Raw genomic sequence first — 15,844 nt, forward strand, 5'->3', positions numbered from 1 at the left:
CCGCCGCTTCTTACATTCAGCCTATCGGTTGAGGGGTGCCATTGGTCTTGATTGAAGTGGGAAGGCTTTGGGTTAGCCTCCAATCCCTGCTAATCATCGAGGGATGATCTTGCGTCTCTTCACCCTTCCGCGCACCATTTTCGCAGCGGCTATTGTCACTACGCTGGCGACATCCAGCGCTTATGCGCAGCAATCCACTTCACGCGCGGTGGTGCAGCCTCTGCCCTCGACTGAGACGCAGCGTCTGAACCGCGCTCTGCTTGAGCTGGCGCGAAGCCCAACCAGTGTCCCTGCCATGCTGGAAGCAGGGGACGCATCGCTTGAAGTGGGCGATCTGGATGCAGCGATTGGCTTTTACAGCCGGGCCGCAGAAGCCGATCCCTCTGATGCACGAACAAAGCTTGGTCTTGCGCGGGTGTATCTGCGATCAGGCAGGCCAGTGGAGGCTATCCCCCTGTTGGAAGAGGCGCAGGCTGCGGGCGCTCCCACCAGCGATTTACTGGTGGAACGCGCCTTGGCCTTTGACCTGATCGGTGATCAGAAATCCGCGCAAGAGGCCTATGCAAGAGCGATCCGGCTCACCCCGCAAGATGATGAAGCACGCCGGCGTCTGGGCATCAGTCAGGCGATTTCCGGCGATGCGGATGCTTTTCAGGCGACTTTGAGCCCGCTTATCGAAGGGCGCGATATTGCCGCTTTCAGAGCGCGTGCATTTGGCCTTGCGATATTAGGAGAGCAGACCCGCGCCGAGGGTATCGTGAACTCTGTCATGCCGCCTGATATTGCCGCGCGGATCAACCCCTACCTTGCCTATATGCCGCGCCTTACCCCGGCTCAGCAGGCGGCGGCGGCCAATCTTGGCATTTTCCCGCGCGCTGCTGACATTGGCCGCGAAGACCCGCGCATTGCTCGCTTTGCGAATGCGGCGTCGTCCGATGCGAAGTTGGAGCCGTCTGGCGAACCGCTGGGCAAACCTGCTGCTGGCAAAGCCTTTCGTGAAGCAACCCCGCTGGCCCCGCAAGCTGTAACCACAGCGCCAGCGCAGGGGGAACCAAATCTACCCCAAGTCGCAACGCGCGAGATTGGGCCACCTGCTCAGCCGCAGGACCGTGTGGCAACTCCCCAGCCTCCGGTCGCAGCGGCTGCAACGCCTGAGCCACAGGTCGTAACGCCTCCGGCAAGCGTCGCTGACGCTTTTGCCGATCTGGGCGCAGCTGATGTCTCGGCGGTAAGGGCATCGGGTGATGGGGTGGATATTTCTGCGATCAAACCCCCGCGCGAGGTCGCGCCCAACCCTGAACCCGCCCCTGAACCCTCAAAACCTGTACATCCCAGCCGCATCTGGGTTCAGCTGGCAACAGGCCGCGATGTGGATGCGCTCAAGTTTGATTGGCGGCGTTTTAATCGCCGCGCGCCAGAGCTTTTGAAGGATTTCAAACCGCACGTAACACCGTGGGGACAGGCCAATCGCTTGCTTGCCGGACCGCTGGAAAATGCGGCCGCGGCACGCAAATTGGTCAATGAACTGGCCGAAGCCGGGATTGAAACCTTCACTTATACAAGTTCCGAAGGCACTGAAATAAAAGAGTTAAAATAGGCCGCCAGCGTCAATTTTACATTCTTCCCCGGCTTTCTGTGCACAGGGTTTGAACAAGCCAGACGACTTCTCAACAAGAGTTGGATGGGGGGCGGATTGCCAAATGGGGCCACGTCCATGCAATTGTCGCATCAATGCAAAGCGAACCCTCTTCTCCCTCCGCACACGCACTCTTCAGCCGTAAAGGTGTCCAATGAGAGCGCGCGAAACCGAATTTACGGCCGACGATGATGCAGCGCCCATCGAAATGCTCGCAGCGCTGTTCGAAGCGCGAGGCTGGGACAGCGAAGTTGTCTCTGATGATGAATTGGTGGGAGAGGTGCAGGGCAGCTGGACCAAGTACCAATTGCGAGCGATCTGGCGCGCGGCGGACAATGTGCTGCAATTCCTGTGCTTGCCCGACATCCGTGTGACGACCGAGAAAAAGCACAGCGCCTATGAGTTGTTGAGCCTCGTCAATGAACAGGTGTGGCTGGGGCATTTCGACATCTGGTCGCAAGGCGACGTGCTGATCTATCGCCACGGCGCGCTTTTGGGTGATGATGGGATGCTCTCTATTTCTCAGGCGCAAGCTTTGGTCGAAAATGCGATTGATGAGTGCGACCGTTTCTACCCCGCATTCCAATTTGTCCTGTGGGGCGACAAATCGCCGCGCGATGCGCTTGATGCGGCTATGGTTGACGCGGCGGGCGAGGCTTAATAGCTGACGGGCCTAACCAACCCGTTCGCCCTGAGCCAGTGGCCTTTGGCCGTCTTCGACTCCGAAGGGCGAACTGCCGCGAGGTTCATGCTTCGACAGGCTCAGCACGAACGGTGATTTTTGCATGAAACATCTCTTGATTATTGGCTGCGGGAATATGGGCGGGGCGATGCTCGCTGGCTGGCTTGCAGCCGGTGTAGAGCCTTCGCGGTTCTCAATCCTCGACCCCGGTATGGAAAGCGCGCCCGACGGCGTGGCTTTGTATCGCGAAGCGAGCGAGGCCGAGGCGGCGGCGTTGCATGATACGGTGATGCTTGGCTTCAAGCCTCAGCAATTGGGAGCGCTTGCACCCGGTTTGCAAGCGCTCACAGGCGAGGGCGTGACACTCGCTTCGCTGCTTGCAGGGATTACCATCGCGCAATTGAAAGCCACTTTTCCAGCGTCGGATGCTCATATTCGCGTAATGCCCAATCTGGCGGCACGGATTAACAAATCGCCGATAATTCTTCTCGAAGACGGCCTTACCGCTGGCGCGCGCGAGGACATATTCGCCTTTTTCGACCATCTCGGCATGGCCACATGGCTCGAAGATGAGGCGAAATTCGATCTTGTCACCGCGCTTGCAGGCTCTGGCCCTGGTTTCGTCTATCGCTTTATTGATGCGCTCGCTGAGGCAGCTCAAGAGCTTGGCATCGACAAGGAGCAGGCAACCGCCCTTGCGATTGCAACGGTTGATGGCGCGTCATCATTGGCGGCTGGGGCAGACGTTTCGCCCGCCACGCTCGCCGACCGTGTGGCAAGTCCCGGCGGTATGACGCGCGAGGGAATGAACGTGCTTGATGCGGACAAGGCCTTGGTGAAGCTGCTTACAAAGACGCTGAAAGAGACGGCTGAGCGCGGCGCGGCGCTTTCTGCCGGAGCTGGCTGAAGTCTTTCGTTAAGATTAACTTAGAAATTTCTGAACAAAATTCGTCGAACAGCATCCGGTTTCGCTTGAAAATTGCGGACGAAATGACGATATTGCTGACCATAAGGCGCGTATTCCCGCGTCATCATTGGAGACAAAGGGATCCAAAATGTCTGATTTTAGAGACACAAGGCAATTCAACTCTGTGCCCCGCGCAGGGGCTGACGTTGCTTCGCGTGAGACATATGACGAAGGTCTGCGCGGCTATATGCTCAAGATTTACAACTACATGGCCTCCGCTGTGTTGTTGACCGGTATTGTTGCCGCAGGCGCGGCGGCAACGGGTCTTGCTTACGCATTTGCAAGCGGACCGCTGATGTGGATCGTATCGCTTGCACCGCTTGGCTTCATCCTCGCGATGAGCTTTGGCCTGCACAAAATGAGCTATGGCACGCTGCAAGTGGTTTTCTGGGCATTTGCGACCGTCATGGGTTTGTCGATGTCGACGATTTTCCTCGTATTTACGGGTGAATCGATTGCAGTGACCTTCTTCGCAACGGCTGCGGCATTCGCAGGGCTCTCGCTCTTCGGCTACACCACTAAGAAAGACCTGTCGGGCTTCGGCACATTCCTTATCATGGGTGTGGTTGGCCTGATCGTGGCCAGCATTGCCAATATGTTCATCGGCTCAAGCACTCTGACCTTCGTAATCAGTGCGCTCGGCGTTCTCATCTTCGCAGGCCTCACCGCCTACGATACGCAGCGCCTCAAGAACGATTACCAGTATCTTCGCGGGACCGAGTTCATGGGCAAAGCGGTGATCATGGGCGCGGTAAGCCTCTATCTCGACTTCGTGAATATGTTCATGTTCCTGCTCAACTTCCTGGGCAGCCGCGAATAGGCAAAACGCCTCAACGAAAGTGTTGAAACATGATTATGCCCGGATGCCTGACCATAGGCTCCGGGCATTTTCTTTGGCATAGGCTGGCGGCGAAGCGAGGCCATTATCCGGATGAGTGGCTCAAACCTTCATTGCGCAGCAAGCTTACAATCGCCATGGTGCGCAGCACTGCCCAAAGGGGCACCGGGGAGACAAATGTGAGAGACGCAATGCCCACCAACGCTCACGCGCAAACGAAGTGCGCGCCGATCAAGATTACGACGCTGGCGATTGCGACATCACTTGTCGCGGCCTGTGCAGCGCCTGCGCCGCCGCCGCCACCTCCCCCACCGCCGCCGCCAGCGGTTGAGCGTATTCCGTACCGTCCACTGCCCCCCGGCGGTGCATCCTATGTGATGGTCATTCCGGGCCGGGATGCAAATGGCGTGCGCCAGACAATCAATCGCGGCGTTTCGGCTGATGAAAGCGTGTGGCATTTCCGTTCAGCGTGGAACGTGGCGGCATTGAATTGCACCGCGCCTCAGTATCAGCCGATCCTCGATGCCTATTCCGCCTATATCAGCGACCACGCCCGTGGTCTTAAGCGGGTCAATGACCGGATCGAGGCAGATTATCGCCGCAAGAATGGCGGCAGGCGCCCCGGTATCTTGGCACGCGAAGCGCATATGACCTCGGTCTATAACTTCTTTGCCCTCCCACCGGCGCGCGCTGGTTTTTGTCGGGCGGCTCTGGATGTTTCCAACCGCTATCTGTCCAGCCCGCCAAGCGATCCGGTTGTTTTCGCCAATGCCAACTTCGCCGCGCTTGAGACACCCTTCGATGCTTTCTTCAACGAATATGAAAGCTACCAGCAGCTTTCCGCGCGCTGGGATGCGGATTATGGCGATCGCTATGGCGCATCGCAGCCCGGCTGGGTCGCGGTTCAGGAAGCGCGCCGCAATGGTGTGAGTGTGCCAAGTGTCGGCGATGATCCAACGACCACCCTTGCACAGCCCGCTTACGTGACGGCCGAAATGCCCGATGCACAGACAGGTGCCGAGGTGCCTGTGATCCCGGTGCAGGAGAATTTTGTCTCCCAACCTGTCACGCAGCCGGTGACAAGCGACGGGGGTTGAAGGGCACTGAGAGGCACTGAACTGGTGCTGAGGGTGCTTGCGGTTGCGCAATGGGCGCTCTAGGGCTCGCAAAACCGCGCTGTCCGTGATGGATTGGACTGCGCGTCCGAGGCACCACTAGCAATGCACTTTTTAGATCAGGCGAAAATTTATTTGAAATCGGGCGCGGGGGGACCGGGCGCGGTTTCCTTTCGCCGCGAAAAATACATCGAATATGGCGGACCTGACGGCGGCAATGGCGGCAAGGGCGGCGACATCGTTTTTGAAGCGGTCGCCGGGCTCAATACGCTGATCGATTTTCGTTATTCGCAACACTTTAAGGCAAAGCGCGGCAACCACGGGCAGGGCAAGGACAAGACGGGCGCAAGCGCGCCTGATCTCGTGATTAAAGTGCCGGTCGGAACTCAGGTTCTTTCAGAGGATAAGGAAGAAGTGCTCGCCGACTTTACCGAAGTGGGACAGCGCGTAGTCTTCCTTGAAGGGGGTATGGGCGGGCGCGGCAATGCCTCTTACAAAAGCTCAACCAATCGCGCACCGCGACAACATCAGCCGGGCGAACCGTCTGAGGAGATGTGGGTGTGGTTGCGGTTGAAGCTGCTGGCTGATGTGGGTCTGGTGGGCCTGCCCAATGCGGGCAAATCAACCTTCATCAACGCGGTGTCCAATGCGCGTGCAAAGGTTGGACACTATGCCTTCACCACGCTGATCCCAAAGCTTGGCGTCGTGCGTCACAAGGGCCGCGAATTTGTGTTGGCGGACATTCCCGGCCTTATCGAAGGCGCGGCTGACGGTGCGGGCATTGGCGACAGGTTCCTGGGCCATATTGAACGGTGCCGCGTCCTCATCCACCTGATCGATATTGCTGGCGAAGATCCCGCCGCGGCCATGCGCATCGTTCGCGAAGAGCTTGAAGCCTATGGCGCAGGGCTTGAGGATAAGCCTCAGCTAGTCGCGCTTAACAAGCTGGATCTGGCGGACGCGGAGCTGGGTGAGGCGTTCTCAGACGAACTCATCAAGGCGGGCGCTGATAAGGTGTTCACAGTGTCGGGTGCAACCGGTGAGGGGATCGAGGAACTGCTTGATGCCGTGCTGACCTATCTTCCCGATAGGACCGCGACCGAAACCAATGCGGTTGAGGTGGAGGACACTGAAGAAAACGACGACGAGTGGTCGCCCATTTAACGCCATGGCGCTGACGTCGATCACAGATTTGGCCACAGCAAAGCGCATTGTCGTCAAAGTCGGCAGCGCGCTTTTGGTGCGCGATGGCGCCCCCAATGCGCCCCTGATCCAGACGCTTGCTCAGGATTTGGCAGGACTTCGGGCCAAGGGTGCTCAAATCATTGTCGTCAGTTCTGGCGCGATTGCCTTGGGTGCTGCTCGTCTTGGCCTTGCCAAAGGGGGACGCGCGAGCCTTGCCGATGCGCAGGCCTCGGCAAGTGTAGGGCAGGTCGCCTTGGCACAGCTTTGGGCGAATGCTTTGGGCGAACATGATATGATAGCCGCGCAAATGCTGGTTACCTTGGACGATCTTGAGGACCGTCGGCGTTATCTCAACGCGTCTGCGACCCTTGATCGGTTGCTGGAAACGGGCGCGGTTCCGGTGGTCAATGAAAATGACAGCGTGGCGACCGAGGAAATCCGCTTTGGCGACAATGACCGCCTCGCCGCCCGCGTTGCACAGGCGGGCAATGCTGAGGCGGTGTTACTGTTGTCCGATGTCGATGGCCTGTATGACCGCCCACCGTCTGAGGATGGCGCGACGCTCATCGACCGGGTCGAAGGCGTGAGCCCGGAGATCATCGCCATGGCAAGCGGCGAAAGCTCGTCTGGCATGGGTTCAGGCGGGATGCTTTCAAAGCTTCAGGCGGCGCGCATTGCGGAACGCGCCGGGATTGCGCTTGCGATTATCAATGGCACGAAATCGCACCCGATCAAAACGGCGGCTGAGGCTGGCCGAGGAACGGTGTTCCTGCCTGTGCGCAGTGACAGCGCGCGCAAAAGCTGGCTCGGCGGGCGGCTTGCGCCAGAAGGCGTGCTGACGGTTGATGCGGGCTGTGTGACCGCGCTTAAAGGCGGCGCGAGCCTATTGGCCGCAGGCCTCACCGAAATTGAAGGCGAGTTCGGGCGCGGCGCTCTTGTGTCCTTACACGGCCCCAAGGGTGAACGGCTGGGGCAGGGATTGGTCGAATATTCGAGCGATGAATGTCGCGCGATCCTTGGGCTTCAGGGGTCTGAGCAGGAAGCAAAGCTTGGCTATGCCCCGCGCGCCGCTGTCGTCCACCGCGATCATATGGTGCATGAATGACGAAAATTGCGATCACGGGTGCAACGGGATTTGTGGGTCAGGCGACACTTGATGTGGCTTTGCACAAAGCATTCAAGGTCCGCGCGCTCACCCGGCGTCCCGCCGCACCCCGTGATGGGGTTGAATGGGTTTCGGGCGCGCTGGATGATCAGGCTTCTTTGAATGAGCTTGTTCAGGGATGCGATGCGGTCATTCATATCGCTGGGCTAACCAATACGCCCAATGTTGGCCGGTTCGAGGCGGCGAATGTCACTGGCACTGCCAATTTGATTGAGGCAGCCAAGAAAGCAGGCGTGGCGCGGTTTGTGTTCGTCTCATCGCTAGCCGCGCGTGAGCCGAGCCTTTCGCAATATGGCGCATCAAAAGCGCGTGCAGAGGCATTGGTCGAGGCGAGCGGGCTTCATTGGACAATCGTGCGCCCTCCCGGTGTGTATGGGCCGGGAGACAAGGATTATCTTGACCTCTTCAAAGCGGCAAAATTGGGCGTTGTTCCCGTTCCGCCAGAAGGGGCGAGTTCACTGATCCATGTCGAGGATTTGGCGCGGCTTTTGGTGGCTTTGGTGCCTGTTGATCCAAAGACAAAGGGTCAGACTTATGAGCCGTGGGACGACAATGCCTATGGTTACACGCATAAGGATTTGGCCAAGCTGATCGGCGAGGCGGTGGGCAATCCTAATGCGGTCGCGGCCCCTCTGCCCCCGGCGGTGATGCAATTAGGCGCGAAGCTCGACGGATTCTTGCGCGGAGGGAAGGCCAAGCTGACCGAGGACCGTGTCGGCTATATGCTCCACAAAGATTGGGTATGCGACTTACGCCGCGCGCCGCCGATCTCAATTTGGCAGGCGGTTTGGGACGGCGAAGCGGGCATGAAAATGACTGCCCAGTGGTACAAGGAAAAGGGCTGGCTTTAGGCCTCTCGTGATCTCCTGCGAACGCAGGAGCCCATCTCCAAAGTCCGATGATGGATTCCTGCTTTCGCAGGAAATCACATACTTAAAGGAACGGTTCCTCGCCCGGCTTGTGGATGCCGCATTCGGTTTTGTCCCAGCCTTTCCAGCGGCCCGAACGCGGATCTTCGCCTGGCGCCACCTTGTGCGTGCATGGCTCGCAGCCGATGCTCGGAAAACCGCGGGCGACAAGAGGGTGACGTGGCAGGTCATGCTCTTCCATGTATGCCGCGATGTCTTCAGCGCTCCAATCAATCAGCGGATTGATCTTAAGGCGGCCCGCAGCATCCGAGGTATCAATCTCAAAACGCGGCAGGTTCGCGCGTGTCGATGACTGAAAGGCTTTGCGCCCCGTGAAACTTGCATCGAACCGATCAAGCGCCTTTTCCAGCGGTTTCACCTTGCGGATCTCGCAGCAGCCATCCGGGTCATAGGACCAGCGTAAGCCGCTTTCATCCTTGGCTTGGACGTCTGCTTCTTCAGGAGCGAGAATTTGTAAGTTTGTCAGCCCTAGGTGCTCCACCACTTCATCGCGGTAAGCGATCGTTTCGGCAAAGTGCTTGCCCGTGTCGAGGAAGAGCACCGGCACATTGGGATCAACCTCTGCGAGCAGGTGCAAAAGCACCACGCTCTCTGCACCAAAACTGGAAACGGTGGCCACATCGCCCGCAAGCGAACCTTCAAACACGGCCTTCAGCATTTCCTGCGTCGAAGAACCGCGAAACATATTGTTGAGGCGAAGCGCCTCATGTTCGGTAAAGCGCGGCGACACGTCGAGCCGGTCGATGGCGCGGTTCTGCGCCTCATCGGTGGTGAGGGGGGCTTGCGGCTTGTTCATAGTTAGCCTCCATGCCGGATTTGGGGGATCGTCCGCCGGCCATCGACGCTTGCCTGATAAACGTTATCCCATGTCGCAAAGGCGCGGGCCGCGTCCTCTTCGTTCAGCGGCTTATCGGGCGCAAAAGCATCAAACCCGCAGCGGCGCATATGGGAAAGCTGGTCAATACCAACATCACCCACCGCACGCAGTTCGCCGGTATAGCCCGCCTCGCGCAGGATACGCGCCGATGAATAACCGCGACCGTCGCCAAAGCTTGGGAAGTTGACTTCGATCAGAGCAAGGCGTTCAAGAAACGGGAGCAGCACGCGTGCATCATCACCCGGTTCAATGCGAACGGCGGTTGCGTTGGTTTGATCACAGCAGGAATCGACGGTGACGGCGGCATGATCAACCACTTCGTCATCGCGGAAACGGAATTGCACGTCGTCGGGGCTAGTTCCCCAGTCCGTTTTGGGATCTTCAGCCATGAAGCGCCTCCTTAAACGGTGCCATGCCAATGCGGCGGTAGGTGTCGAGGAAACGCTCGCCCTCTTCGCGTTGGTCGAGATAAACGTCGGTCACTTTATCGACCGCGTCGATTACGCCATCTTCGGTGAAGCCGGGCCCGGTGATCTTGGCGAGCGACGTGTCCTCCGCCTCCGAACCGCCGAGCGAGAGTTGGTAGTTCTCAAGGCCTTTCTTATCGACGCCAAGGATACCGATGTGCCCTGCGTGGTGGTGGCCACAGGCATTGATGCAGCCCGAAATCTTGAGCTTAAGCTCGCCCAGCTTTTCGGTCTTGCCGGAGGCGTCGAACCGTTCAGAAATCCGCTGTGCAAGAGGGATCGAACGAGCGTTTGCCAACGCGCAGTAGTCGAGGCCGGGGCACGCAATAATGTCCTCGATTGAGTCCATATTGGGCGCGCCAAGGCCAGCTGCCTCAAGCTCGGTCCAAAGCGCATGGAGATCGGCAATCTTCACGTGGGGCAAAACCACGTTTTGCGTGTGCATGATGCGCAATTCGTCAAAGCTGTACTGTTTGGCGAGGCGGGCCATCAGGCGCATTTGCTCACCGGTCGCATCGCCTGGAATGCCACCGACAGGCTTCAAAGAAATCACTGCGCTGACGTAAGCGTCGTGCTTGTGCCGATTGGTATTGCGGTCGACCCAAAGCGCAAAGTCGGGGTCAGAGCGATCAACCTGCTTGGGTCCATCCTCAAACGCTGGATCGGCAAAGAACGGCTTGATCCGCTCCAACTCTTCACGAGGCGGTTCAACGCCTTGATCCAGCATATGGGCAAATTCTTCCTCGACCTGACGAACATATTCGTCACGGCCAAGCTCATGCACTAGGATCTTGATGCGCGCCTTGTACTTGTTATCGCGCCGGCCATAGCGGTTGTAGACGCGAAGGCAGGCTTCTGCATAAGTGATCAGCTGATCCAGCGGCACAAAGTCGCGGATCATCGGCGCGATCATCGGTGTGCGGCCCATACCGCCACCAGCATAAAAGCGCGCGCCAAGCTCGCCCGCATCGTTCTTCACGATTTGCACGCCAATGTCGTGCAAGCGCATCGCCGCGCGGTCTTTTTCCGACGCGATCACGCAAATCTTGAACTTGCGCGGCAGGTAGGTGAACTCGGGATGGAAGCTCGACCATTGGCGCATCAATTCGGCATAGGGGCGCGGGTCGACAAGCTCGTCATGGGCTGCGCCAGCGAAGTGGTCGCTTGAGATATTGCGGATGCAGTTGCCGGACGTCTGGATTGCGTGCATCTCGACCTTGGAAAGGTCTGCAAGGATGTCGGCTGCATCCTCAAGCTTGATCCAATTGTATTGCAGATTTTGCCGCGTGGTGAAGTGGCCATAGCCGCGGTCATATTTGTCCGCGATATCGCCCAGTGCGTGCATCTGCTCACTATTCAGCGTGCCATAGGGAATGGCAACGCGCAGCATATAAGCGTGGAGTTGAAGGTAGAGCCCGTTCATCAGCCGCAGCGGCTTGAACTGATCCTCTGAAAGCGAACCTTCAAGGCGGCGGCGGGCCTGGTCGCGGAATTCCTCGACGCGCGCGTCTACCATCGCCTGATCATATTTGTCGTATTGATACATCAGCTTTAACTCTTGCGCGTCCCCGCGCAGGCGGGGATCCAGGGTTTTGAGCCCAGTTGGTGGTGGCTCTGGACCCCCGCTTGCGCGGGGGAGCGGAAAGTGAATGCGAACTCCATCAGATTACCCAGTCAATCGCTTCGGGGTCTTTGGGTTTGAGCGTCAGGTCAGGGCGCACCGTGGGGCCAAGGGCGCGGATACGGTCCTTGATATGGGCAGGGCGCACGCTGCCATCTTCTTCGCGGGTCGCATCGATCACATAAGGCACATTGACGCGCAGCGCCGCTTCTTCGGTGGCAAGGATTTGCTCTGCCTGCTCGCCCGCATCAGCGGCATCATCCACATGGCGCGACCAGCCGGTGCCGGTCCACCAAATCACATCGCCGGTTTTCAGGTCGTTTCCGGTGAGAACTCTCATTGGTGCGCCTCCAGCGCTATATGTTCAAGGTGAGCGTCTTCGCGCGCCGTCACATCGCCAATAACGATGAGCGCCGGGCTCTTGATCTTGTGGGATTCCACGAGGTCGGGAAGACCCGCCAGCGGCCCGCGCACGACCCGCATATCGGCGCGCGCAGCGTTTTCGACGACGGCAACTGGCACATCGGGGGTCAGACCATCCGCCATCAGTTTCTCAGCGATCTGCGGTGCGGTTTTCACGCCCATATAGATCACCAAAGTGCGCCCTTTTCCTGCAAGGCCCGACCAATCCTGATCCGACAATCCTTTGCACTGGCCAGCGACAAAGCTGACGATACTGGCCGCATCGCGGTGGGTGAGGGCAATATGGGTGGCAGCAGCCATACCATTCGCAGCCGATATGCCGGGCACAATCTCGACCTTCACGCCGTGCGCTTTGGCAAGTTCGGCTTCCTCACCACCGCGCCCAAAGATCAGCGGATCGCCGCCTTTAAGGCGCACGACATCGTGACCCTTCTTCGCCTCGCGCACGAGCAGAAGATTGATGTCGTCTTGAGGCAAAGTGTGCCGCGCACGTTTCTTCGCGACTGAGATAAGCCGCGCATCAGGCCGTGCCATCGCCATGATTTCCGGGCTGACAAGGCCATCGTGCACAATCACTTGCGCCCGTTCGATCAACCGCGCTGCGCGCAGCGTCAAAAGATCGGGATCACCGGGCCCTGCGCCCACTAGAAAGATGGTGCCGTATTCCATGGCTGACCAAATGGCCGCGCAATCGCGAAGGTGCCAGCGAGAATGGGTTGGGCGAGGGCAAGGAAAGCTTTCGCGCCTTCATCGCTGCGCAAACAAAGCCTTTAGTCGGTTGAGACTTTGCCGCTGCTGACAAGTTCGACAAGGTGATCGAGTTGTTTCGATGAACGCAGATGCAAATCGCGCTGTGGGAAGGGGATTTCGATGTTGTTTTCTTTGAACAATTGCCACAGGCGCATATACACATCGCTGCGGATATTTGCGAGGCCGCTTTCGGGGTCTTTGATCCAGAAACGGATTTCGAAATCGACCGAACTATCGCCAAAGCCCATCAGGTTTACACGCGGCCTTGGCGTTGCAAGGATGCGGTCGGTTTCGTCGACCGCCTGATAAAGCAGATCGGTGACAAGGTCCAAATCGCTGTCATAGGACACGCCCACGGGCGCTCTTACCCGCACATCGCGGCTGGAGTAGGACCAGTTAACGACCTGATTGGTCATCAAAAGTTCGTTGGGAATGAGATATTCGGTCTGGTCGCGGGTGATGACAGAGATTGCGCGGATGCCAATCTTGCGGATTTGCCCGACCGCCTCTTGTCCGGCCTGATCGGTAACGGAGATGACATCACCGGGTTTGATCGACTTATCAAGCAGCAAGAGAATGCCCGAAATGAGGTTGCCGAAGGTCTTTTGCAGACCAAAACCAATCGCCAGACCAAAGGCACCGCCAAAAACGGCAAGCGCGGTTAAATCGATGCCAATAAGGTCGATCGTGACGAAGAATGCGACCGTCCAAATGGCGATGGTCGCAAGCTTTTCAGCAAGCAATTGCTGACTTCCGTCAAACGCCTTAACCCGTCCGATAAGGTTGCGCGCCAGCTTTGTGACGAACCACGCAGCGGTGATGACGAGGCCGATTGTGGCGAGCAGGAACACCACGTCGAAAACCGATATACGCACATCGCCAAGCACAAAGGCCCAGCTGTCGAGAGTGTCGATGAGCGAGCCCAGAGTGTCGCTTGTCGCGGACAATTCTTCCTTGGCCCCTTCGGCGACTTTTACCACTTCTTCCTGTGCCGCTTCGGAGGCCTCGGTGGTAGAAGATGCGCCTTCTTCACCAGTCGCGTCAGCGCTTTCAGCATCGGCGTTTGCTGGTTCTTCTCCAGAACCCGCTTCCTGAACAGCGTCGGTTACTTCGGTAATATCAGGCGCGTTTGCAGTCATTAGTCATCCACTTTGGCAAAGGCATTGGCGAGATCCGCGATCAAGTCCTCTGCATCTTCAAGTCCGATGGATAGGCGAATGGCGGGCTTTTCGCCAGCCTTGTCAGCCGTTTGCATAATCGACCTGTGCGTATTGGGATAGATCGGCAGGGCAAGGCTTTCAAATCCGCCCCAGCTATAGCCGATGCCGAAATGGTGCAGCGCGTCGACCACTTTACCGCTTGCCTCCGGATCATCACTGGCAAGGACAAAGCTGAACAGACCACATCCGCCGGTAAAATCACGCTTCCAAATTTCGTGTCCGGGGCTGCCGGGCAGCATCGGGCAAAGCACACTTTCGACCTGTGGTTGCGCAGACAGCCAATCGGCAATTTTGAGGGCGCTGGCGCAGGATTGTTCGAGCCTGACCTTCATCGTGCGCAGGCCGCGCGAGGCGAGCGCTGCATCATCAGGGGAGACAACTTGACCCAACTCATGGCTCGTCCGGCGCAGCGCCTTGTACCAGCGTTCACCAGCACTTGCTGAACCCATCATAAGGTCGCTGTGCCCGCCAACGTGCTTGGAAAGGCTCTGCATGGTGATGTCGCAGCCATGTTCGAGCGCCGCAAAGCCAAGAGCGCTTGCCCATGTGTTGTCGATCATGGTGATAGCGCCCGCATCTTTTGCGATTTTTCCAAGAGCGGGTACGTCGCAAACCTCCATGGTGAGGCTGCCGGGGCTTTCCAGCCAAACGGCGCGGGGGGCTTTCTCTGTTACCAAAGCCTCAAACGCTGTGAGGTCGAGCGGATCGAAGAAGCTGTGCGTGACGCCCAATCGCTTCAAAAGCCCGGTGGCCATGCTGCGTGAGGGATCGTAGGCGTTATCAGTGATCAGCAAATGGTCACCGGGTCGCAGCACCGCCAGCATACACCCCGCAATCGCGGCAACGCCGCTGGGGTAAAGGACGGTGCCGTGCGCGCCCGGCTCAATCTGGGTGAGCGCTTCGGCAAGCGACCACTGCGTTGGTGCGCCGCGCCTGCCGTAGAAGAATTCGCCGTCCTTTTGTGCGCCGCCTGCTGCCTTGCGATCAGCCTCGCTTGCGTAAAGATGGGTGGAGGCGCGCCATACAGGCGTATTCACCACGCGGCCGGTCCACTCGCTACGCCGTCCGGCATGGGCAAGGCGTGTGGCTTTGCCGACGTCTTTGTCAGATGCGCTCATTGTGGTCCTTGTTCCTTGGGGGTTGCGGGATCAGCCTCCCACTCCTGCCAGCTTCCATCGTAAAGACGCACGTCGTCTTTCCCGGCGAGATGTGCCGCGAAGAGCAGCACACTTGCAGTTACGCCGCTGCCACAGGTGGTGATGAGAGGGCGAGAAAGATCAACGCCAGCGTCTTCAAACGCGTCCTTAAGATCATCGGGTGATTTGAAAGTTCCATCGGCGTTGAAAACTTCACCGAATGGCAAGTTTAGCGAACCCGGAATACGACCGTTCTGCCCGCCGTGCACAGGATCAATGCTGCTGCCGAAAACGCGGTCGGGGCCCCGTGCGTCGAGAATTTGGGCATCGCCGCTTTCGAGATTTTCGAGCATTTGTGCCTTCGTTGCTGCAGCGACACCTGCGCTAAGGAGAGCCGGCTCGGCAGGCTTAATCTGTGTCTCACCGCTTTCCATCGCACGGCCTTCTGTTCGCCACTTGCCAAGTCCACCATCGAGCAGGGCAACATTGGCCACCCCGCAGCGCCGAAGGGCAAACCAGCCCCGCGCTGCGGTTTTGACCGCGCTGTCATCGTAAAGGACAATCCGAGCGCCTTGAGGGACACCCAATTGTGCAAGGGTTTGCGACACTTGATCAGGCCGGGGCAGGGCCGACGGTACGCTCGAAGTGGTGTCGGTGAACGCGGCCAGATCGAGGAAATGCGCGCCCGGTACGTGCGCGGCCTGAAATTCAGCCCTCGCATCACGCCCCGCCGCTGGCAAGTGGCGCGAGGCGTCTAAAACCACCAGATCTGCTGCGCCAAGGTTTTCGGCCAGCCACTGGGTCGAAACAAGGCTTGGGAAAGGATTGCTCAT

At 58.5% G+C, this 15,844-nt stretch carries 16 protein-coding genes; 8 read left to right on the forward strand and 8 right to left on the reverse strand.

Features of this window, described 5'->3' with window-relative positions:
* Window positions 1–109 precede the first annotated feature (109 nt).
* The 8 genes from INR77_RS05660 (at window position 110) to INR77_RS05695 (ending at window position 8,439) form a co-directional block, all read left to right on the forward strand.
* The gene (locus INR77_RS05660) at window positions 110–1,597 is read left to right on the forward strand and encodes a tetratricopeptide repeat protein (protein ID WP_255573961.1); all 1,488 of its coding nucleotides are present in this window, start codon (window positions 110–112) and stop codon (window positions 1,595–1,597) included.
* A 193-nt stretch (window positions 1,598–1,790) separates the two neighbouring features.
* On the forward strand, window positions 1,791–2,297 hold the full coding sequence (locus INR77_RS05665) for a YbjN domain-containing protein (RefSeq protein WP_223072970.1): 507 nt from the start codon (window positions 1,791–1,793) through the stop codon (window positions 2,295–2,297).
* A 124-nt stretch (window positions 2,298–2,421) separates the two neighbouring features.
* On the forward strand, window positions 2,422–3,225 hold the full coding sequence (locus INR77_RS05670) for a pyrroline-5-carboxylate reductase (protein ID WP_223072972.1): 804 nt from the start codon (window positions 2,422–2,424) through the stop codon (window positions 3,223–3,225).
* Window positions 3,226–3,373: 148 nt separating this feature from the next.
* A complete protein-coding gene (locus INR77_RS05675; protein WP_223072974.1) occupies window positions 3,374–4,105 on the forward strand; it encodes a Bax inhibitor-1/YccA family protein in 732 nt (243 codons plus the stop codon).
* Window positions 4,106–4,314: 209 nt separating this feature from the next.
* Window positions 4,315–5,220, forward strand: coding sequence for a hypothetical protein (locus tag INR77_RS05680; protein ID WP_255573962.1), 906 nt, complete (start codon window positions 4,315–4,317; stop codon window positions 5,218–5,220).
* A 123-nt stretch (window positions 5,221–5,343) separates the two neighbouring features.
* Window positions 5,344–6,402 carry a GTPase ObgE gene (gene obgE, locus INR77_RS05685; RefSeq protein WP_223072976.1) on the forward strand — a complete coding sequence of 353 codons (1,059 nt, stop codon included), beginning with the start codon at window positions 5,344–5,346 and terminating at the stop codon, window positions 6,400–6,402.
* 4 nt (window positions 6,403–6,406) lie between these two features.
* Window positions 6,407–7,528 carry a glutamate 5-kinase gene (proB, locus tag INR77_RS05690; RefSeq protein WP_223072979.1) on the forward strand — a complete coding sequence of 374 codons (1,122 nt, stop codon included), beginning with the start codon at window positions 6,407–6,409 and terminating at the stop codon, window positions 7,526–7,528.
* Window positions 7,525–8,439 carry an NAD(P)-dependent oxidoreductase gene (locus INR77_RS05695; protein WP_223072981.1) on the forward strand — a complete coding sequence of 305 codons (915 nt, stop codon included), beginning with the start codon at window positions 7,525–7,527 and terminating at the stop codon, window positions 8,437–8,439. The genes proB and INR77_RS05695 overlap by 4 nt, the downstream gene beginning before the upstream one ends.
* Window positions 8,440–8,521: 82 nt before the next feature.
* On the opposite strand, the gene INR77_RS05700 is transcribed toward INR77_RS05695, so the two are convergent.
* The 8 genes from INR77_RS05700 to INR77_RS05735 all read right to left on the reverse strand — a co-directional run bounded on the left by INR77_RS05700 (window position 8,522) and on the right by INR77_RS05735 (window position 15,844).
* Window positions 8,522–9,313, reverse strand: coding sequence for a phosphoadenylyl-sulfate reductase (locus INR77_RS05700; RefSeq protein WP_223072982.1), 792 nt, complete (start codon window positions 9,311–9,313; stop codon window positions 8,522–8,524).
* Window positions 9,314–9,315: 2 nt separating this feature from the next.
* A complete protein-coding gene (locus INR77_RS05705; RefSeq protein ID WP_223072983.1) occupies window positions 9,316–9,783 on the reverse strand; it encodes a DUF934 domain-containing protein in 468 nt (155 codons plus the stop codon).
* Window positions 9,776–11,407, reverse strand: a complete 1,632-nt coding sequence (locus tag INR77_RS05710) for a nitrite/sulfite reductase (RefSeq protein WP_223072984.1) — start codon at window positions 11,405–11,407, stop codon at window positions 9,776–9,778. The genes INR77_RS05705 and INR77_RS05710 overlap by 8 nt, the downstream gene beginning before the upstream one ends.
* Window positions 11,408–11,522: 115 nt before the next feature.
* Window positions 11,523–11,822 (reverse strand): DUF2849 domain-containing protein, encoded by a 300-nt coding sequence (locus tag INR77_RS05715; RefSeq protein ID WP_223072986.1) that lies wholly within the window; start codon window positions 11,820–11,822, stop codon window positions 11,523–11,525.
* Window positions 11,819–12,574 carry a uroporphyrinogen-III C-methyltransferase gene (gene cobA / locus INR77_RS05720; protein ID WP_223072988.1) on the reverse strand — a complete coding sequence of 252 codons (756 nt, stop codon included), beginning with the start codon at window positions 12,572–12,574 and terminating at the stop codon, window positions 11,819–11,821. The genes INR77_RS05715 and cobA overlap by 4 nt, the downstream gene beginning before the upstream one ends.
* A 101-nt stretch (window positions 12,575–12,675) precedes the next feature.
* Window positions 12,676–13,794, reverse strand: coding sequence for a mechanosensitive ion channel family protein (locus INR77_RS05725; protein ID WP_223072990.1), 1,119 nt, complete (start codon window positions 13,792–13,794; stop codon window positions 12,676–12,678).
* The gene (metC, locus tag INR77_RS05730; protein WP_223072992.1) at window positions 13,794–14,993 is read right to left on the reverse strand and encodes a cystathionine beta-lyase; all 1,200 of its coding nucleotides are present in this window, start codon (window positions 14,991–14,993) and stop codon (window positions 13,794–13,796) included. Before metC ends, INR77_RS05725 begins: the two co-directional genes overlap by 1 nt.
* The gene (locus tag INR77_RS05735; protein ID WP_223072993.1) at window positions 14,990–15,844 is read right to left on the reverse strand and encodes a sulfurtransferase; all 855 of its coding nucleotides are present in this window, start codon (window positions 15,842–15,844) and stop codon (window positions 14,990–14,992) included. The genes metC and INR77_RS05735 overlap by 4 nt, the downstream gene beginning before the upstream one ends.

The sequence above is a fragment of the Erythrobacter sp. SCSIO 43205 genome (assembly GCF_019904235.1).
Lineage (GTDB): Bacteria > Pseudomonadota > Alphaproteobacteria > Sphingomonadales > Sphingomonadaceae > Erythrobacter.